Source organism: Microbacterium sp. AC035 (assembly GCF_979258485.1).
Genome location: NZ_OZ409858.1, coordinates 1,443,106 through 1,462,539 on the forward strand (window position 1 = coordinate 1,443,106; position 19,434 = coordinate 1,462,539).

Consider the following 19,434-nt stretch of genomic DNA (forward strand, 5'->3'; position numbering starts at 1 on the left):
CCTCACGCGTGGTGCGGTTCGCAGTCCGACTGCTCGGCCGGTTCGATCTGGAACGTCGAGTGCGCGACGTCGAAATGGTGCGACAGGCAGGACTGCAGGTCGTTCAGCAGCTTCGCGGATCGCCCGTCGGCGAGGAGCGCCGGATCGACGCTGACGTGCGCGCTGAACACCGGAGCACCGCGGGTCAGCTGCCACACGTGCACATCGTGCACTCCGACGACCCCGTCGTAGTCGAGGAGGTGCTGGCGGATGTCGCTGACCGCGGTGCCCTCCGGCGCCGATTCGGAGAGCACCGAGAACACCTCACGAAGAAGCGAGATCGCGCGAGGAATGATCAGCACCGCGATCATCAACGACGCGATCGCATCAGCCGGCATCCATCCGGTCATCACGATCACGATCGCCGCGATGATCACCATCGCCGAGCCGATCAGGTCGCCCATCACCTCGAGGTAGGCGCCGCGGACGTTGATGCTGGTGCGCTGGGCACGGCTCAGCAGCCACATCGATATCGCATTGGCGACGAGGCCCACGATCGCGACGATGAGCATCAGCCCACCCACGACCTCGGTCTCACCCGGATTCACCAGCCGTCCCACCGCTTCGAATGCGACCCAGCCTGCAAGCAGGATCAGGATGATCGCGTTGATCAGCGCTCCGAACACCTCGGCTCGCTGATATCCGAAGGTGCGTCGGTCATCCGCAGGGCGCGCGGCGACCGCCGCGGCGATGAGCGCGATCACGAGCGCCGACGCATCGGTGAACATGTGAGCAGCATCCGCCAGCAGCGCGAGCGAGCCGGTGAAGATCGCACCCACGACCTGCACGACCATGATGGTCGCGGTCAGACTCAGGGAGATCGCCAGAAGACGGCGATGACTCGCAGAGCGGATGCCGCCGGCGGCGGGCGCGTGATCGTGCATGCCTCCAGGCTAGACCGGGGATCGGGCGGTTCGGCGGGTCTGGGCGCAGTCGGGAATGGTGATGATTCTCAGTAGCCGCGCGTTCTCAGCGCAGGCGGGTGTACTCCAGCACGACACAGCCGTTGTCGAAGGCGCGCACCTGATCGAGGCCGAAGTGCGTCGGCGCGAAGGGGTGGCTCGTCATCGGGATGCCGGAGCCGGCGATCACCGGGTACTTCTTGACGATCAGGCGATCGATCTCGTCGAGCAGCACCCCCGCGAGCACCGCCCCTCCCGCCAGGTAGATGCCCAGACCGGGCTCAGCCTTGAGCTCACGCACCCGCGCGACAGGATCCCGGCGCACGATTTCGACGTTCGCCTCACCAGGGTCGTCGAGCGAGCCGCTGAAGACGACTGTGCGCAACTGCGAGTACGGGTCGGTGATGCCCGCCTGCAGAGCGGGCTCGTATGTTCGACGCCCCATCACTACGGTGTCGAACCGGATGAGCGGCTCGTCGGCGCCTCCCCGACCGGCGCGGACGAATGCGGGCTGGATGTCGGAGAGTTCCGTGCCGAGCGTCTCGGCGAAGGCCGGGGTCATCGGATAGAAGTCGACCTCGTCGGCGGGTCCCGCGATGAACCCGTCGAGGGTCACGCCGATGTAGTAGGTGAGTTCTCGCATGTCGATCAGGTTAACCACTACGCATGAAGTACGTCAAGCGTAGTGGTTAATCCCCGTGTCAGAGATCGGCGAGCAACGGCATCAGTTCCACGAACGCACGCGCGCGGTGCGACTGCGCCTGCTTCTCGTCCGCCGTGAAGTCTCCCACGGTGCGTTCGGCACCCTCCGGCTGGTCGTCCGGGATGAAGATGGGGTCGTAGCCGAACCCACCCCCGCCGGATGCCGCGGTGGCAAGTCGTCCCGGCCAGTTCCCCACGACCACGCGCTCCGCACCCTCGGGGGTCACCAGCGCGATGGTCGAGGTGAAGTGGGCGGTACGGTGGGGATCCGCGACGTCGTGCAGCTGGTCGAGCAGCAGCTCGAGGTTCGCCTCAGCATCCTTCTTCTGTCCCGCCCAGTACGCCGAGAACACCCCGGGCGACCCGCCCAGAACGTCGACGCAGATGCCCGAGTCGTCAGCGAGGGCAGCGAGACCCGTGTGCCGCGCCGCGGCGCGCGCCTTGATCAAAGCGTTCTCCGCGAAGGTGACGCCGTCTTCGACCGGCTCCGGGCCGTCGTAGGCGATGATCTCGAGATCGGGGCGCGTCGACGCGACGATCTGCTGGAACTCCGCGACCTTGTGGGGATTGTGGGTGGCCAGAACGACCTTCATCAGCCCGCGAGCGCCTTCAGCTGGTGGTCCTTCAGGTCGGCGCATCCCGCGACACCCAGCTCGAGCAGAGCATCGAGCTCGCGCTTGTCGAAGGGCGCCCCCTCTGCGGTGCCCTGCACCTCGACGAAGAGCCCGCGGCCGGTCACGACGATGTTCATGTCGGTCTCGGCGCGGACGTCCTCGACGTATGCGAGATCGAGCATGGGCTCGCCGTCGATGATGCCCACCGAGATCGCGGCCACCGAATCGAGCAGCGGCGTGGCGTTCTTGCCGATGAACTTCTTCTCCCGGCCCCACTCGATCGCATCCGCGAGCGCGACGTATGCTCCGGTGATCGCAGCGGTGCGCGTCCCTCCGTCGGCCTGCAGCACGTCGCAGTCGATGACGATCGTGTTCTCGCCGAGAGCCTTGGTGTCGACCACGGCGCGGAGCGCGCGCCCGATCAGGCGGGAGATCTCATGGGTGCGTCCGCCGATGCGGCCCTTGACGCTCTCACGGTCGTTGCGGCTGTTGGTCGCGCGAGGCAGCATCGAGTACTCGGCGGTGACCCACCCCTTGCCCTTGCCCGTGAGCCAGCGAGGCACGCCGTTCGTGAACGAGGCCGTGCACAGCACCTTGGTGCCACCGAAGCTGATCAGCGCGGATCCCTCGGCGTGGCTGCTCCATCCGCGTTCGATCGTGATCTCGCGGAGCTGGTCGGTGGAGCGGCCGTCGGCGCGGACGATGCTGGTCATGGGATTCCTTCGGGTGAGGTGGATGAAGCGGGTGCTGCAGGAGAGCTACGAGCCTGAGGCCGTCGCTGGGAGGGTGATGACACCGGTCTGCACGAGCTGCACGTCGCGCACCTCCCGGCCCATCAGACGGTTGGCGAGGGCGGTGAACTCGGTCGTCGAGTCCCCCGTCGCCTCGTAGACGTACGACGCAGCGGCATCAGGGGACGCAAGAAGGTCTCCACGGACCAGCTGACGGTAGACGTCGCCCGCGGTCTCGTCGTCGCTCGAGACCAGCGTGACGCCCTCCCCCATCACATAGCTGATCGCGCCGCGGAGGAACGGGTAGTGCGTGCACCCGAGCACCAGGGTGTCCACGCCGGCATCGCGCAACGGGGCCAGGTACTCCTCGGCTGTGGCGAGGACCTCTGGGGTGCCGGTGATGCCCCCTTCGACGAACTCGACGAAGCGGGGGCATGCCGCGGTGAACACCTCGAGACGCTCGTTCACCTCGAGCATGTCCTGATACGCACGCGAGCCGATCGTCCCGACTGTTCCGATGACACCGACTCGGCCGTTTCGCGTGGTCGAGACGGCTCGGCGCACTGCCGGACCGATCACTTCGACGACAGGGATGTCATACCGCTCCCTGGCATCGCGGAGCATGGCGGCGGACGCGGTGTTGCAGGCGATCACGAGCATCTTGACACCCTGGTCGACCAGCGTGTCGAGGACCTCGAGGCTGTAACGACGAACCTCGGCGATCGGCTTCGGGCCGTACGGGGAATGGGCCGTGTCGCCGATGTAGACGAACGATTCCCGGGGCAGCTGGGCTCGGATGGCACGTGCCACCGTGAGTCCGCCGACACCGGAGTCGAAGATTCCGATCGGGGCGTCGTTCATGACTACCCAGCCTACCCGCGTGCGACCGCGTCACGCTCAGCAACGCGTGCGGGTGTCGTCACTAAGCTGAGCGGATGACGACGTCCACGGCGCTTCTGACCGATCGTTACGAACTCACCATGCTCGCGGCCGCGCTTCGCGATGGCACGGCATCACGGCCGAGTGTGTTCGAACTGTTCTCGCGGCGATTGTCCGGAGGCCGCCGCTTCGGCGTCGTGGCAGGCACCGGCCGCCTGCTCACTCTGCTGCGCGACTTCCGCTTCGGAGAGGACGAGCTCCGCTTCCTCCGCGACAACGACGTCGTCGATGCCGATTCGCTCACCTATCTCGAGAACTACCGCTTCACCGGCTCGATCCGGGGCTACCGCGAGGGCGAGCTGTATTTCCCCGGGTCTCCGATCCTGACGGTCCAGGGCAGCTTCGCCGACGCCGTCGTGCTCGAGACGCTCGCTCTCAGCGTGCTCAACCATGATTCGGCCGTCGCAACCGCCGCATCCCGCATGAGCATCGCTGCAGGTGAGCGCCCGCTGGCTGAGATGGGCTCCCGCCGAGCAGCCGAGCAGTCCGCCGTCGCCGCCGCGCGCGCCGCCTACATCGCCGGCTTCCGCGCGACGAGCAACCTCGAGGCCGGGCGCCGGTGGGGCATCCCGACGATGGGCACCGCCGCGCACTCCTGGACCCTTCTGCACGAGACCGAGGAAGACGCCTTCCGTTCGCAGATCGACAGCCTCGGGACCGACACGACCCTGCTCGTCGACACCTACGACATCCGCACCGGCGTCGAGACGGCCATCCGCGTGGCCGGCACCGGCCTCGGCGGTGTGCGGATCGACTCGGGCGATCTCCCGATCGTCGCCGCAGAGGTCCGGGCGCAGCTCGACGAGCTCGGAGCGACGGGCACTCGCATCACGGTGACGAGCGATCTCGACGAATACGCGATCGCCGCTCTGGCGGCATCACCCGTGGACGCGTACGGTGTCGGCACCTCGGTGGTCACCGGCTCCGGCTACCCGACGGCGAGCATGGTCTACAAGCTGGTGGCCCGCCAGGATCCGAGCGGAGCATGGATCGGAGTCGCGAAGGCCTCGACCGACAAGGCGTCGCACGGCGGGCGCAAGGCCGCGTTCCGCACTCTCGTCGATGGCGTGGCCGAGACGGAGACCGTCGTGGTCTCGGACGGCTTCGAAGAGCTCGACACCCCGGCGGAGCATGCGGACGGGCGCGCACTGCAGACCACATTCGTCGAGCGCGGCGAGATCGATACCGCGTTCGAAGGTCCCGAGGGCACCGCCTCTGCGCGAGCACATCACCTTCGGGTGCGTGAGGAGCTTCCCGTGCGGGCGCTCGCGCTCAGCAAGTCGGACCCGGCGATCCCCACCGTCTTCGTCGACGCGAGCTGAATGCCGCTGAGGCGGTGCAGGCTCAGCCGACCATCGTCTCGTAGATCTCCTTGCACGTGGGGCAGATCGGGAACTTCTCGGGGTCGCGCCCCGGAGTCCACTTCTTGCCGCACAGCGCACGCACCGGCTTTCCGGTGATCGCCGATTCGAGGATCTTGTCCTTCTTGACGTAATGGGAGAAGCGCTCGTGGTCGCCCGGCTCGAGGTTCTCCTCGCGGAGAAGTTCTTCCAGTTCGCGATCAAGCGTTGCCACGCCGCCCTGATCGGGGCTGTCCAGCGGAGTACTCATGCCGAGAGTCTAGCCGCGGTAGCGCCGGGTTGGGCGGCTGTCATGCCGTCTCGACGAACTCCATGAGGCGCTCGCCCTCGTGCTCGAAGATCCGCCCGCCCACACCGACGCCGATCGCGAAGACGGCGATGCCCGTCGCGAGTCCAGCCCAGAATGTCGCGGGCGCGAACTGCGATCCCTCGAGCATCGTGAGCACGAGCAGCCAGACGGTCGGGACGCTCACGACGATCGCGCCCAGGAACGCCGCCGCCGGGCCGTATGCACCCCGTGACGTGGGACGCTGCGGCTGCTGGAACGGGCTGTCGCCGGGGCGGGACACGGCGTAGGGAGCGATCACCGAGACGATGCTCGAGAGTCCGAGCGCCGACAGCAGCAGGCTGGCCCCGAGACCCGTGAGGGGAAGAAGCAGACGCCAGTCGTCGATCCACAGCAGGGTGAGGGGAACGGCGATGGCCAGCACGGGAACAGCCACGAGCATGACCGGGACCAGTCGCCCCAGACGATCGGGGATGCCGCGGACACCGCTCGCCACGTGCGTCCACAAAGCCGTGGAATCGTAGGCGACATCGTTGTGCGGGAGCCACCCGAAGAACAGTGCCATCACTGGGACCGGGACGAGCGCAGCGATCTCGAGCGGCACCCCGGCCACGAGGAGTGGCAGCACGGTGAGGACCCCGGCGACCGGGACGACGATGAGGTTCATGATGTAGCGGCGATCGCGCAGCCAGTACACGAGACTCCGAGACGCGATCGCCCCGAACGCATTCGACGGGAGCAGGCCGAACCATCCGAGCCCTGAGCGCTCTCGAGAGGTCACGGGCCGCTCGGTCGTGGTGAGCAGCCTGCGCACGAGCCATGTCCACGCTGCCCAGAGCGCCACGGCGGTGACGAGCGTCACGATGCCGCTGATCCAGTTTCCGGCGACGTCGTCACTCGAGAACGAGAAGAGGAACCGCGACGACGCGGCGAAGGGGGTGAACCCGATCGTCGCAGTGAGCGCCGCGACGGCCGCAGGAACCTGCCCGTCCCACTTGAGCGAGGCGAGGAACACGGCGACGGGGAATGCGATCACGATCACGGCCAGCGCGAAGAGGGCGGTGAGCTCTCGCGACCGGCGCTCCGGCAGCAGCAGCGCGTTCACCGCCATCCCGATGCGTGCCGAGAGGATCGTCGACAGCAGGCTGACGAAGCTCATCAGCACCGCGGTGAACCAGGGCGCACCGAGCCTGATCGCGACGATGCACACGCTGATGTTCACCGCGACCAGAGCAAGGCTCGGAACGCTGACGAATGAGGCGAGCGCGAGGATCCAGGGCATCTGCCGTTCGTCGACTCCGAACACCGCGAAGCGCCGGGGATCGAGCTGGTCTGCGGCACCCACGAGGATCGGCCCGACCAGGAACCCCAGAAGCAGAGCGGCGCTGCCCAGCACGATGACCGTGCGCGCGACGGCTACGGGCGCGTCGTCGAGGCTGAGGACCGCAGCGCAGACCACAGCGGTCAGGATGACCACGACAGCGAGCATGACCAGAGTGCGCACCCGACGTTCGCCGCGAAGCGAACCGATCAGGAGCGCCGCCCTCAGTCGGAGAACGTGTGCAGCCACTCGAGCCCCTCCACCTCGCCGATGCCGCCGGAGAGTTCGACGAAGCGCGCTTCCAGCGTCTGTCCGGCGCGCACCTCATCGATCGTGCCTTCGGCGAGCACCTCTCCCCCGACGATGATCGCGACGCGAGAGCAGACGCGCTCGACGAGATCCATGCCGTGGCTCGAGAGGACCACCGTTCCGCCGTGCGAGACGTAGGCACGCAGGATGTCGAGGATCACGGCGGAGGACACCGGGTCGACGGCCTCGAACGGCTCATCGAGCACCAGGACCCTCGGCGAGTGGATCATCGCACCCGCCAGCATGATCTTCTTCGTCATTCCGGCCGAGTAGTCCGAGACGACGCGGTTCAGCGCTTCTCCGAGGTCGAAGGCTCGTGCGAGGTCGGCGACGCGCTTCTCGATGACCGCCGAGGCGAGCCCCCTCAGGAGCCCGTAGTAATAGAGGAGCTGCCGCCCGGTGAGCCGGTCGAACGTGCGAAGACGGTCGGGCAGCACACCCATCATGCGCTTCGCGGCGAGCGGCTTCGCCGATTGGTCGATGCCGCAGATCGAGATGTCGCCCGCGTCGGCGCGCAGCAGGCCCGCGACGATCGAGAGCGTCGTCGTCTTGCCCGCCCCGTTGGGGCCGACGATGCCGTAGAACGACCCCGCGGGCACCGTGAGATCGATGCCGTTGACAGCAGTGTGGTCGCCGAAGCTCTTCACGAGGCCGCGGATGCGGATGGCCTCCGAGCCGGATGCCGCCTCGACACCGCCGACGGCCTCATCCGTCTCGTCCGAATCGGACACCGCGTCGACCGATTCGGAGGTGGCGATCCCGTCGACGGACGCCTCCTCGGTGGGTTCGGCGACCTGCGCCTCATCCGCCGCGACATCTGCCGTGGTGTCTTCGAGCGGGGTGGTGTCTTCCACCGGCGCGGTGTCAAGGGCGGGATCGCTGGGCGCTTCGTCCGCGGCGCGCGTCTCCGACGACGACTCGACGGGTGCCACCGGCTCCGCGGCGTCGCTCCCGACGGCGGGTGCGTCTGAGGATACGTCCGACTCGGTCGTCGGCGGCTGCTGCTCGATCGGTGTCCCGATCGCGACCTGCGGACTCTCTTCGGCAGCCTCGTCCGTCGCGCCCGACGCGTCGGCGTCGAACTCGCGCGCTTCGGCATCCGCGACGACGGCCTCGACCGAGGCAGTCTCCTGTGCGTCTTCCTCTGCGTCGGTTGCCGCCGCCTTCGCCGCCGCCGCCTTCGCCGCAGCTGCCTTCGTCGCAGCCGCCTTCGCGGCCGCGGCTCTCGCAGCCGACGTGCGCGCAGCGGACTTCGTCGCGGCGCTCTTCTCCGCCGTGGCCTTGGCCGCCGCGGCCTTTGCAGCAGCGGTCTTCGATGCCGACGCGCTCGATGCGGCTGCAGCCGCGGTCTTGGCAGCCGCAGTCTTCGCGGCCGTCGTCTTGGTCGCAGCGGATCGCGCCGCAGCGGACTTCGCTGCGGCTGCACGACCCGTCGTGTCGCGTGTCGAGTTCTTGGCGGCGGCTGCGCGCGCCGCGGCCGCGGTCGTCTTCTTCGGTGCTGCGGATCGCGGGCCGGCGCTCTCGGCGCTCCGGTCGATCTTCAGTGCGGGCTCAGCCACCACTTCGACGGTCGCAGCCGCTTTGTCGGCCGCAGCCTTCGACGGAGCTCGTCTGCCGCCCGGCTTCTTGACGGGCGTCTCGCGAGGAGCGGGCGTCTTGCGAGCGGGGGTCTTCTTCGGGGCGGCGGGCGCGGCGTCAGCCACCTGATCGGTGCGGTCGTCGGGGGAAGAAGGAGTCACCGTCCTACGGTATCAACGGGTGCCGACTTTCTTCGGGTCGCCGCAACAAATCGCCCATAGGATCGCCTTACTCACCTCTTCTCGCCCGGATCTGGACGAATCTGAGTGTTGGGTGTGTACTGGATCACGAATTGGCAACAGCGACGTCAACCCCCGTGGCTTCCCAGGCTTGATCGCTAGCATGACTCTCGGCACGACGAAGTGTCTGGTCGGTGAACCGACCGTGAACACATACTTCATTTAGGAGCACTCGTGACTCTTCAGACCGTCATCCTCGCAGCAGGCATGGGCTCTCGCCTGGGCCGCGCGCTGCCGAAGCCGCTCACGGAGCTGAGCGACGGCCGCACGATCATGCGCCAGCAGCACGACAACATCCGCGCCGCCTTCGGCTCGGACGCCCGCATCACGTCCGTCGTCGGATACCGCGCCGAGACCATCATCGAGGCGTTCCCGAACGTCAACTACGTGCACAACGAGCGCTACGACGAGACCAACACCTCGAAGAGCCTGCTGCGCGCCCTCGGCGCCACGGGCAAGTCCGGCGTGCTCTGGATGAACGGCGACGTCGTCTTCGACCCGATGATCCTCGGCCGTGCGGCCGCGTACATCGAGCGCGACCAGTCGTTCGTCACGGTGAACACCTCGAAGGTGAGCGACGAAGAGGTGAAGTACACGGTCACGGCCGAGGGCTTCATCAACGAGCTCTCGAAGACCGTCAAGGGCGGACTCGGCGAGGCCGTGGGCATCAACTACATCTCGTCCGCGAACAAGAAGGCGTTCATGCGCCAGCTGCAGCGCGTCGAGGACCAGGACTACTTCGAGCGCGGCCTCGAACTCGCGATCGCCGAAGACGGCCTGCTGCTCGAGCCGATGGACGTCTCCGACCTCTACGCGGTCGAGGTCGACTTCGCCGAAGACCTCGAGCGGGCGAACCTGTTCGTCTGATCTCGTTTCACGAAAGCCCGGCCCCGTCAAGGGTGCCGGGCTTTCGGCGTTTTCGCGGCCTGGTTTCCTAGGATCGAGTCATGGCCCCCAAGGTGCACAAGATCCACTCCCTCCCCGACGACGCCGCGTGGGACAAGGGGGTGCCACCGGTGGGCTCGGCGGAGCACCCGCTCATGGTCCGAGGGCTCGACCGTGTCCTCGCCATCCAGCGCCCTCTCGTGCTGGCGCACATCCGCAGCATCCGCCTGAGGAACCCTCAGGCGTCTCCAGAGCAGATCGTGCGCATCCTCGAACGGCGCTACCTCGCCGCTGTCACGACCGGCGGCGCAGCAGTCGGCGCGACCGCCGTGGTTCCCGGCATCGGCACAGGCATCACCCTGGCCCTCTCGGGGGTGGAGACCGTGGGGTTCGTCGAATCGACAGCACTGTTCGCGCAATCGGTCGCCGAGGTCCACGGGATCGCCGTGTCCAACCCCGACAGGGCCCGGGCGCTCGTCATGACCCTGATGCTCGGCAAAGAGGGCGTGGCGCTCGTCGGACAGCTGGCAGGACAGGCGTCGGGCCGCGGAGGCACGCGATCGTCGTACTGGGGCGAGACGGTGACCAAGTCGCTCCCGCGGGCCGCCGTCGGACCTCTGGTCGATCAGCTCAAGACCCGCTTCGTGAAGCAGTTCGCGGCGAAGGGCGGGGCATCCTTCATCGGCAAGGCCCTCCCGTTCGGAGTGGGTGCCGCAGTGGGCGGCGCCGGCAACCACATCCTCGGACGCCGGGTTCTCACGACGTCGCATCACGCCTTCGGCGCAGCCCCGATGGACTTCCCCCTCGAGCTCGAACCGGTCGACGGCGCGGAGAAGCTCGAACTGAGGATGCTGCACGGCGCGCAGTTCGTCGGAGGTGCCGTGGCGGGCGCCGCCGGGTCGGCAGTGCGCGGAGTCGGCTGGGCGGGGCGGCGGATCGCATCCGTGGGACGACACCGCAAGTCCGGTGACGGCGAGATAAGCACGACGGGAACTCACGACCTACCGGGCGAGCTCGGGTCCGTCGCGTCTGACGTCGCCCAGGACTGACTCCGCTCGTCACCCGCGACCGGCACCGTCGACTGCACGACAGCCGCCAAAGGATCCGCCGACCCGTTGTGGCGAGCATCCAACGGACGGGCCCGACCCGACGATAGGGTGGAATCCGTGACGGACAAGCCCGAACTCTCGACCACCGCCGGCAGGATCGCAGACCTCCGCGCTCGCTACAACGAAGCCGTTGTCGACGCTGAGAAGGTCGCGCAGGAGAAGCAGCACGCCAAGGGCAAGATGACCGCCCGCGAGCGCATCGAACTGCTCGTCGATCCGGGGAGTTTCGTCGAGTTCGACGAGTACGTGCGCCACCGCACCACAGCATTCGGGATGGATCGGAACCGCCCCTACGGCGACTCGGTCGTCACGGGAGTCGGCACGATCCACGGCCGCACGGTCGCGGTCTACTCGCAGGACTTCACCACGTTCGGCGGCTCTCTGGGAGAGGTGTCGGGCGACAAGATCATCAAGATCATGGAGTTCGCACTCTCCGGCGGGATGCCGATCATCGGCATTCTCGATTCGGGCGGAGCCCGCATCCAGGAAGGCGTGCTCGCGCTCAGCAAGTACGGCGAGATCTTCCGTCTGAACACCCGTTCATCCGGCGTCATCCCGCAGATCTCGCTGATCATGGGTCCGGCCGCCGGTGGCGCCGTCTACGGCCCGGCGCTGACGGACTTCGTGATCATGGTCGACAAGACCAGCCAGATGTTCGTCACCGGCCCCGACGTGATCAAGACGGTCACCGGCGAGGATGTCGGCATGGAGGAGCTCGGAGGAGCCCTCACGCACAACACCCGCTCTGGCGTCGCCCATTACCTCGCCGAAGACGAGGACGACGCGATCGACTACGCCCGCACGCTGCTCGGGTTCCTCCCCGACAACAACATGGCGGAGATTCCGGCCTACGAGAGCGGCTTCGAGTGGGAGACCACAGATGCCGACCGCGCTCTGAACACGATCATCCCCGACTCCGCCAACCAGCCGTACGACATCCACACGGTCATCGAGCACGTCGTCGACGCAGGAGACTTCATCGAGGTCCAGCCGCTCTTCGCGCCGAACATCGTGATCGGCTTCGGCCGCGTCGAGGGACGCTCCGTGGGCATCATCGCCAACCAGCCGTCTCAGATGGCGGGAACCCTGAACATCGAGGCGGGCGAGAAGGCCAGTCGGTTCGTGCGCTTCTGCGACGCCTTCTCGATCCCGATCGTCACGCTCGTCGACGTGCCCGGATACCTGCCGGGCACCGACCAGGAGTGGACGGGCGTGATCCGTCGTGGCGCCAAGCTCATCTACGCGTACGCCGAGGCGACGGTTCCGCTGGTCACGGTCATCCTCCGCAAGGCCTATGGCGGTGCCTACATCGTGATGGGCTCGAAGCAGCTCGGCGCGGATGTCAACCTCGCCTGGCCGACGGCGGAGATCGCTGTGATGGGCGGTCAGGGCGCGGTCAACATCCTCTACCGTGGTGAGATCAAGCGCGCCGAAGAGGCCGGCGAAGACGTGGCCGCAGTCCGCACTCGCCTCGCCAACGAATACACCTACAGTGTGACCTCGCCCTTCCTCGCCGCCGAGCGCGGCGAGATCGACGGGATCATCGAACCGGCGAACACCCGCGTATCGATCGCCAAGGCTCTCCGTGCGCTCCGCGGGAAGCGCGCTGAGCTGCCGCCCAAGAAGCACGGGAACATCCCGCTGTGACCGTGCGCGCGACGCAGGACGCGACGTCGGAGGAGCACCAGCTGCCGACGATGGAGATCACTCGGGGCGCGGCGACCGAAGAGGAGCTCGCCGCGCTGATCGCGGTGGTCAGCGACGCCTACTCGCAGGAGGCCTCCGAGGCCGTGGCCGACGAGCCCCGCGTCTCCGCCTGGGCTCGCACTCAGCGACCGCTGCGACGTCCGCTGCAACGCGACATCCCGTGGGGCCGCTTCTCACGCTGAATGCGGAGGGCACGGAGTGCCTGCGAGACCCGGAGCCCCCCAGCTACCGGGCCACGCAGACGACCCTCCGATTGATGCGGGGCCGTCGCCCCTGGCACCTTGTAACCCCAGATGGCGCATCTCTTCGATAGTACATCGATTGGAGATATCACTCCGGGGCCTAACCGATATACCGGTATGTGAATTACGAACGCTCAATCCTCGAGGTACAGGTCCGAGGCCCGGGGTGTGAGAACCGCGTCGAGCACGACGCAGGCTGCGCCCACCGCTCCGACGTCGTCGCCGATGAGGGCGCCGTCGACGCTCAGCGTGCGAACGGCGTGCGTCGCACTCCGCCGATGCAACGGCTCGGGGATCTCGCGCAGATAGATGTCCGAGAGCGGTCCCCAGAACGGGCCCCCGAGGACGACCCGATCGACGTCGAGCACATTCGTGAGCACCGAGATCAGCACCGCGAGGTGGCCTGCAGAACGACGCAGCACCTCGAGCGCAGGCTTCTCGCCTGCTGAGGCCCGCTCACACAGACGCCTGAACCTTTCGTCGACCCCGGTCGCGCCGACGCTCTCCGGGTCGTCCCCGAACACCCCGGACGCCTCGGCCTGCTCGACGATCGCCTGCGGCGTGCACACCACCTCGACGCATCCTCGCGAGCCGCAGTCGCAGGGCGGCCCGTCGGGGTCGACCATGATGTGGCCGATCTCTCCGAAGTTGTGAGTGCTGCCCGCGACCACGCTCCCCTCTCGCGCGGCGGCCGCTCCCAGCCCCGTACCGAGGTAGACGAACAGGAACGACGCCTCAGCCGACGCATCGCCGGTCCACAGCTCCCCCACCGCGGCGGCGGTGGTGTCCTTCTCCAGCGTGACCTCGAAACCCGTCGCCGCCGCGAGCACCGAGCGCAGCGGAACACGATGCCACCCGTCGAGCTTCGGAGGGTCGATCACGGTGCCCCGCGCGGCGTCGAGCGGACCAGGAGCAGCGACGCCGACCCCCGCGACCAGGGCGCGATCGATACCCGCTTCATCGATCAGGACATCGATCGTCTGAGCCATCGTCTCGACGATGCGACTCGGATCGCTGTGCTGCGTGCGCACCACCCGGCGACCGACCACCGCACCGGTCATGTTCAGCAGCACGAACGTGATCACAGCCGGGTCGAGATGCACGCCGACCGAGAAACGGCTCTCCGCCACCAGCCGCAGTGTGACCCGCGGCTTACCCGGTCCGTTGATGGTGCGCCCGGCTTCGGCGATGAGCCCCTCGTCGAGAAGACGCCGGGTGATGTTCGTGATCGTCTGCGCCGAGAGACCCGTCGCTTCGACGAGTTCGATCCGACTGAGCCCTTCGCCGGATCGACGGATGGCCTCGAGGATCACCGACTGATTGAAGTCACCCATACGGGGGAGATTTGTTCCTCGGCGCGATCCCATGCCCCATCATCTCGCACCGGGGTCGAATCCGTGTCCCCCAAAGTACCTACAGACAACGACTTGAATAACCGAGAAACTAAGTAAGACGCTCAGCGTTCGGCTGGTCTCTCTGTCCCAGGGTAGATAGACGCAGACCGGCCACCAGCGGACGGTTTTCGGGTAACTGGTCCGCTTGGCGGGGGGCTGGCGGTATCGCCGCCCCTCGCCCACTCTGTCTGACCTCGACTCTGACCTCCTCCCCCGGCCAGAGCCGAGGGCAGGGTCACTCATCAGGCTTCGGGCGCGTCCCGCGGGATCTCGTGCCACACATCGACGGCGTCATCGTCGCTCTGCCCGCCTGCGCCGGCCCGACCGACCACGGTCACGGCGATGCGAGGATCCTGAGCCGCGCGGATGATCCATCGCTCCGCATCGGCGTCGCGCAGCACCCGTGCGAGCTCGTCACGGATCGCCGCACGCCTCCCCTCGTCGACATCGGCCAGGCCACCTTCGTCGAAGACCGTGACCACGGCACCCCGCCGACGCGCGTCCTCGATCGCATCCCGCACGGCGTCGTTGAGCAGATCGGCGCCGCGCAACTCGTCGCGCAGGCGTCCCTCTGCGAGGCGCGCCTGCAGACGCTCCTCCTCATTCAGCGAGCCGCGTGATGCGACCGTCCGGCTGAGGACGGGCCCGGCGACCGCGAGCGCGAACTGCGTGCGCAGTCGGCGCTCCTTCTGACGCACCTGCTGGGTCGCATGCCACGCGGAGACCGCCTGCTGGATCCCCGCGAGACGCTCGGTGTCGCGCACGGCCCTGTCCCAGAAGATCACCAGCAGATGAGCGATCACGACCCACATGAGGGAACCCACGAGGCCGAGCGACAGCGCGACGAAGAAACCCAGATACGCCGACGAGGTGGCCACGAGGATGGCCACCACCAGCCAGCCGATCACAAAACGACGCCGCACGATGCACACCACACCCATCAGGCCGAGCGCGCCGATGTACCAGGTCGCGAAAGGGGCCGTGCGCGTGAGCGGATCGAGAGACAACGTCGCGAGCACCGGGATCAGGATGCTCGAGACCAGGGTCGCCAGCGCCGCCCAGAGAGGCATCCGCACGGAGATCGCCGAGTCCCAGAGGATCGCGACGTTGACGACGACGAGATACAGGGCGATCGCCGCGACCATCATCAGGGGCGCGGAGGGCTGCTCGATCCACCAGACGCCTCTGGCCGCGAAGTACATCGCGAAGCCGACAGCGAGTGAGGTCGCGACACTGCGCACAGTGCGGTTCATGGACGCTCCCAGCCCAGAGTCACGGTGGTGCCGCACTCACTCGAGTCGATCTCCGCGGTACCGGCCACCCCGGCCATGCGCGCGAAGATCGAGGCCCTGATGCCGAGGCGATCCGCACCGATCGCCCGAAGATCGAACCCCGGACCGGTGTCCGAGATCGTCACGGCGATGCCCTCATCGCCTCGGCCCTCCACGAGGATGTGCAGCCCGCGCCCGCTCGCGTGGGTGACGGCATTGCCGAGCGCCTGTCTGGCAGCGAGCACGAGTGCTCGCGCGGCACGTCCGGGGATCAGGCCGATCCCGCCGCGCTCCTCGACGAGCGCATCGGCTCCGAGCTCCGAGAGTGCTCGGCGCAGCTCCACGACGATCTGCGCCGCACCCACCGGTTCGTCGCTCCCCTCCTCAGCGACCGCCGCCTCCGTGTTAGCCAGACGCGTGAGAGCCTCGCGGGCCATGCCCACGGCCAGGTCCTGCGCCCGTTCGCCTTCGGCACGCTCGGCGGCGATCAATGCCGCGAGAACGCTGTCGTGCATGAGGGCAGACATCGCCGCCCGTTCCTCCTCCGCCGCGGCTGCCGCCGCCGCCCCCGAATACGAGGCGACCGCACGCGCGCGAGCCTCGTCGACGCCCGCGGCGACCGAGCGGAACATCCAGCCCAGCGCGATGATGACGAAGCCGAGAATCAGCGTGAACGACACGTCGAAGGCCGTCGTCACCCAGAAGTCGCGGGAGAAGTCGCCCTCGACGAGCCGGACGTAGCCGTAGACGAAGGGCAGGCAGAGGGCCCACACGAACTGCAGCCATAGCGGAAATGCGAGCATCGCGGCCACGACGCCCACATTCACGAGGAAGAAGATCCAGGGCTGGTCGGCAGCCTCGCCCACCGGCTCGACGAAACTCGGCCACGCCCCCAGCGCGAGCGTGTAGACGATCGCGAACGCTCCCGATGCGGTCCTGACACCTCGGCCGATGATGCAGGCGATGAGCATCACGATCAGCGGGATGAAGACCACGAGCAGCATCGTGATCCGTGCGGCATCCGACCCGGCTGTGGTCGTGACGCCGGCGATCAGCGCCTGCGCTCCGAGAACACCCGATCCGATCGCGACGACGGTCGCGAGGATGCGTTCCATGCGCTTGCCCGTGAAGCGCTCGAACTCGGTCTCCACACTGCCGGGAGAGGGGATCTTGCTCCAGGCCTCGCGGATGCTGAGCGGATCAGCGGCCACTCGGCGCCCCGTCTGCGGCGACGATCCCATCCTCCATCGCGCGACGCAGAAGGTCGACCTTCGTCGGGGCCGGTCTCCCGACCTCGACGTACTTGACCCGGATCCGCGTGATGTTCTCCTTCGCGGTCGAGTACGCGACGCCGAGTCTCTCGGCCACCGCCTTCAGCGGCAGGCCTGTGGCATAAAGCCGCAGGACCTCGCGCTCACGGGTCGACAGCTGCGCATCGGCGAAGTCACGATCTCCGTCGACGGCGCTCGCCCACTCGACGTTGTTGAGCGCCTCGCCCTGAGCGACAGTGCGGATGGCGTCGAGCACGTCGTCGAGCGCCAAGGATTTGCTCACGACGCCCGCAGCGCCGGCCGCCAGCGCCTCGCGCACAGCCGCCGGTCGATCGGCGACGCTGTGGATCACCACGCTCGCGCCGTCTGCGACCAGCGAGCGGACGTTCTCGGTCACCGTGGTGCCGTCGCCGAGCGTCAGGTCGAGAACCACGACGTCGGCCGGCTGCGCTGACGTCGCCGACCTCCACTCGAGATATGACACGACGGTGCTGCCGGAGAAGACCACGGTCTGCGCTCCGTCACGAGCGCACGCCGCCTCGAGACCGAGGCGGACGGACTCGTGATCGTCGATGAGTGCGACCCTGCTCATCCGCCCAGCCTACTGAGTAGTCAGCGTCTCGAGATCATCGGTCACCGCGTGAGCAGCGCGACGACCTCGAAGTGATGCGAGTGCGGGAACAGGTCAAAGCCTCGCAGAGTCCCCACGTTCCACCCGTGCGCACGGAACGTGCCGAGGTCGCGGGCGAGGGCGACCGGGTCGCACGCGACGTAGGCGATGGCATCGGGGGCGAGCGCGTCGAGAGCGTCGACCACCGCGCGGCCTGCGCCCGCACGCGGCGGATCGAGGACCACGGCGCCCGCGCTCGTGCCGGCGGGGACACCTGCCAGATAGCGGTCGACGCGTGCGGTGACGGCGCTGACGTCGAGCGGAGCGAGGTTCTGCTGGGCGTGAGCCGTCGCGCGCCTGCTGGACTCGACCGTGACGATGTCGGTGCCGCCGAGATCGGCGAGCGATGCGGCGAAGAGGCCCACGCCTCCGTACAGATCGAAGTGCTTCTTCTCGGGGTCGACATGGCCGTCGAGGATGCCGTAGACGGCCCCGTCGAGCACCGATGCGGCGCGGGGGTGCACCTGCCAGAAGCCGCCGGCGTCGACCTGGAACCGTCGATCGCCCACCTGTTCGTAGACGACCTCGGGCGCGGGGCGTCGGCCTTGTCCTCGGGCCGGGCGCTCCTCGAGACGCTCACGCCGGATGACCCGCACCTCGCCGTCGCCGGGTTCGATCAGGTCGACGCTGCCGGTCTCGCCGCCGGCGAGGCGCAGAGCCGCCTGCGCGATCGCGGGGCGGGCGAGCGGGTGAGAGCTGACGGGGATCACCCGGTGGCTGCGCGCGGCATAGGGTCCGACTCGGCCTTCGTCGTCGACGTGCAGCGTGACCCTCGTGCGCCAGCCCGTGCCGTCGGTCGAGTCGACGGCTTCGATCTCGGGGGCCTCGAGTCCGGGCCCGGCGAACCGATCGAACGCCTCGGTCAGGACCTGACGCTTGAGGACGCGCTGGTGAGCAAGATCGATGTGTCCCAGGTCTGCACCGCCCGGCCGCTCCTCCGGGGCGCGAGAGACATCGGCCTCTGCCCAGATGTGCGGACGGCGGTGCGGCGAGGCGTCGAGCACCTCGACGGTCTCAGCACGCCAGAAGCTCTTCGAGTCCCCCGTCGAATCCTCGCTCAGGCGCGCGCGGACACGCTCGCCGGGGATGGCGTCGGAGACGAAGACGACCCGACCTTCGTGTCGGGCGATGAACGTGCCGCCGTGCGCGATGCCGGTGATGTCCAGATCGAGCAGGACTGGGGAGGAAGTCATTCTTCGAGGATACGGTGGTGAACATGCGCGTCTGCCTCGCCTCGACCTCTCCCGCCCGTCTCATGCTGCTGCGTCAGGCCGGCATCGAACCGCTGACCCAGTCGCCCGACGTGGATGAGGATGCGGTCGCAGCAGCCGCCTCGGCGGAACGCGGCACCGAGCTCGCGCCGGCGGAGCTCGTGCTCCTGCTCGCTCGCGCGAAGGCCGCTGATGTCGCGCACCGGCTCGCCGAGGACGGATCGTTCGACGGCATCGTGGTCGGCGGAGACTCCATGTTCGAGCTCGGCGGCCGCGTCTACGGCAAGCCCTACACGGCGGAGGAGGCGACGAGGCGCTGGCAGGAGATGCGCGGAGCCACCGGCATCCTGCACTCGGGCCACTCGATCTTCCGCGTCTCGCCGGGCGCAGCACCGGTCGAGGCCACCGCGACCGCAGAGGCGTCGGTGACATTCGCCGAGGACATCACCGATGCCGAGATCGCCGCCTACGTCGCCTCGGGCGAGCCCCTGCTCGTCGCCGGCGCGTTCACGGTGGACAGCCTCGGTGGAGCGTTCATCACACGCGTCGACGGAGACCCGTCGACGGTGGTCGGGATGTCGCTGTCGACCGTGCGCCGACTCGCTGCGGACCTCGGAGTCACCTGGACCGACCTCTGGTCGTAGGGTCTCTTC

General features: G+C 68.0%; 19 protein-coding genes. 6 read left to right on the forward strand and 13 right to left on the reverse strand.

Annotation, left to right across the window (positions count from 1 at the left end; all coding sequences use genetic code 11):
* Positions 1–2 precede the first annotated feature (2 nt).
* The 5 genes from ACZ0AA_RS07015 to murI form a co-directional block, all read right to left on the reverse strand.
* Positions 3–923: a cation diffusion facilitator family transporter gene (locus tag ACZ0AA_RS07015; RefSeq protein WP_463512508.1), complete on the reverse strand. Its 921-nt coding sequence runs from the start codon at positions 921–923 to the stop codon at positions 3–5.
* Between the two features lie 85 nt (positions 924–1,008).
* Positions 1,009–1,584, reverse strand: a complete 576-nt coding sequence (locus ACZ0AA_RS07020) for a dihydrofolate reductase family protein (protein ID WP_463512509.1) — start codon at positions 1,582–1,584, stop codon at positions 1,009–1,011.
* Positions 1,585–1,642: 58 nt separating this feature from the next.
* Entirely contained in the window at positions 1,643–2,236 is a 594-nt protein-coding gene (rdgB, locus tag ACZ0AA_RS07025) for an RdgB/HAM1 family non-canonical purine NTP pyrophosphatase (protein ID WP_463512510.1), read from the reverse strand.
* Positions 2,236–2,970: a ribonuclease PH gene (rph, locus tag ACZ0AA_RS07030; RefSeq protein ID WP_400864972.1), complete on the reverse strand. Its 735-nt coding sequence runs from the start codon at positions 2,968–2,970 to the stop codon at positions 2,236–2,238. The genes rdgB and rph overlap by 1 nt, the downstream gene beginning before the upstream one ends.
* Before the next feature lie 45 nt (positions 2,971–3,015).
* Positions 3,016–3,849, reverse strand: a complete 834-nt coding sequence (gene murI / locus ACZ0AA_RS07035) for a glutamate racemase (RefSeq protein ID WP_400864975.1) — start codon at positions 3,847–3,849, stop codon at positions 3,016–3,018.
* A 74-nt stretch (positions 3,850–3,923) separates the two neighbouring features.
* On the opposite strand from murI, the gene ACZ0AA_RS07040 reads away from it, so the two are divergent.
* Entirely contained in the window at positions 3,924–5,249 is a 1,326-nt protein-coding gene (locus ACZ0AA_RS07040) for a nicotinate phosphoribosyltransferase (RefSeq protein ID WP_463512511.1), read from the forward strand.
* Positions 5,250–5,271: 22 nt separating this feature from the next.
* Here ACZ0AA_RS07040 and ACZ0AA_RS07045 read toward each other — a convergent pair whose 3' ends face one another.
* The 3 genes from ACZ0AA_RS07045 to ACZ0AA_RS07055 are packed head-to-tail and all read right to left on the reverse strand — an operon-like array spanning position 5,272 to position 8,943.
* A complete protein-coding gene (locus ACZ0AA_RS07045) occupies positions 5,272–5,538 on the reverse strand; it encodes a DUF3039 domain-containing protein (RefSeq protein WP_042536500.1) in 267 nt (88 codons plus the stop codon).
* Between the two features lie 40 nt (positions 5,539–5,578).
* Positions 5,579–7,144 (reverse strand): hypothetical protein, encoded by a 1,566-nt coding sequence (locus tag ACZ0AA_RS07050; RefSeq protein WP_463512512.1) that lies wholly within the window; start codon positions 7,142–7,144, stop codon positions 5,579–5,581.
* On the reverse strand, positions 7,120–8,943 hold the full coding sequence (locus ACZ0AA_RS07055; RefSeq protein ID WP_463512513.1) for an ABC transporter ATP-binding protein: 1,824 nt from the start codon (positions 8,941–8,943) through the stop codon (positions 7,120–7,122). The genes ACZ0AA_RS07050 and ACZ0AA_RS07055 overlap by 25 nt, the downstream gene beginning before the upstream one ends.
* A 252-nt stretch (positions 8,944–9,195) precedes the next feature.
* Here ACZ0AA_RS07055 and ACZ0AA_RS07060 point away from each other — a divergent pair, with 252 nt between their 5' ends.
* The 4 genes from ACZ0AA_RS07060 (at position 9,196) to ACZ0AA_RS07075 (ending at position 12,904) form a co-directional block, all read left to right on the forward strand.
* On the forward strand, positions 9,196–9,888 hold the full coding sequence (locus tag ACZ0AA_RS07060) for a phosphocholine cytidylyltransferase family protein (RefSeq protein ID WP_400864988.1): 693 nt from the start codon (positions 9,196–9,198) through the stop codon (positions 9,886–9,888).
* 80 nt (positions 9,889–9,968) lie between these two features.
* Positions 9,969–10,955 carry a hypothetical protein gene (locus tag ACZ0AA_RS07065; protein ID WP_463512514.1) on the forward strand — a complete coding sequence of 329 codons (987 nt, stop codon included), beginning with the start codon at positions 9,969–9,971 and terminating at the stop codon, positions 10,953–10,955.
* A 117-nt stretch (positions 10,956–11,072) separates the two neighbouring features.
* Positions 11,073–12,662 carry an acyl-CoA carboxylase subunit beta gene (locus ACZ0AA_RS07070; RefSeq protein ID WP_400864994.1) on the forward strand — a complete coding sequence of 530 codons (1,590 nt, stop codon included), beginning with the start codon at positions 11,073–11,075 and terminating at the stop codon, positions 12,660–12,662.
* Entirely contained in the window at positions 12,659–12,904 is a 246-nt protein-coding gene (locus ACZ0AA_RS07075) for an acyl-CoA carboxylase subunit epsilon (RefSeq protein ID WP_463512515.1), read from the forward strand. The genes ACZ0AA_RS07070 and ACZ0AA_RS07075 overlap by 4 nt, the downstream gene beginning before the upstream one ends.
* Positions 12,905–13,098: 194 nt before the next feature.
* Here ACZ0AA_RS07075 and ACZ0AA_RS07080 read toward each other — a convergent pair whose 3' ends face one another.
* The 5 genes from ACZ0AA_RS07080 to ACZ0AA_RS07100 all read right to left on the reverse strand — a co-directional run bounded on the left by ACZ0AA_RS07080 (position 13,099) and on the right by ACZ0AA_RS07100 (position 18,763).
* Positions 13,099–14,298 carry an ROK family transcriptional regulator gene (locus ACZ0AA_RS07080; RefSeq protein ID WP_463512516.1) on the reverse strand — a complete coding sequence of 400 codons (1,200 nt, stop codon included), beginning with the start codon at positions 14,296–14,298 and terminating at the stop codon, positions 13,099–13,101.
* A 302-nt stretch (positions 14,299–14,600) separates the two neighbouring features.
* The gene (locus tag ACZ0AA_RS07085; protein WP_463512517.1) at positions 14,601–15,611 is read right to left on the reverse strand and encodes a hypothetical protein; all 1,011 of its coding nucleotides are present in this window, start codon (positions 15,609–15,611) and stop codon (positions 14,601–14,603) included.
* Positions 15,608–16,840, reverse strand: a complete 1,233-nt coding sequence (locus ACZ0AA_RS07090; RefSeq protein ID WP_463512518.1) for a sensor histidine kinase — start codon at positions 16,838–16,840, stop codon at positions 15,608–15,610. Before ACZ0AA_RS07090 ends, ACZ0AA_RS07085 begins: the two co-directional genes overlap by 4 nt.
* Entirely contained in the window at positions 16,830–17,492 is a 663-nt protein-coding gene (locus ACZ0AA_RS07095) for a response regulator (protein WP_463512519.1), read from the reverse strand. The genes ACZ0AA_RS07090 and ACZ0AA_RS07095 overlap by 11 nt, the downstream gene beginning before the upstream one ends.
* 41 nt (positions 17,493–17,533) lie before the next feature.
* On the reverse strand, positions 17,534–18,763 hold the full coding sequence (locus ACZ0AA_RS07100) for a class I SAM-dependent RNA methyltransferase (RefSeq protein WP_463512520.1): 1,230 nt from the start codon (positions 18,761–18,763) through the stop codon (positions 17,534–17,536).
* Positions 18,764–18,786: 23 nt separating this feature from the next.
* Between ACZ0AA_RS07100 and ACZ0AA_RS07105 the strand changes: the two genes are divergently transcribed.
* Entirely contained in the window at positions 18,787–19,425 is a 639-nt protein-coding gene (locus ACZ0AA_RS07105; RefSeq protein WP_463513832.1) for a Maf family protein, read from the forward strand.
* The last annotated feature ends 9 nt before the right edge of the window (positions 19,426–19,434 follow it).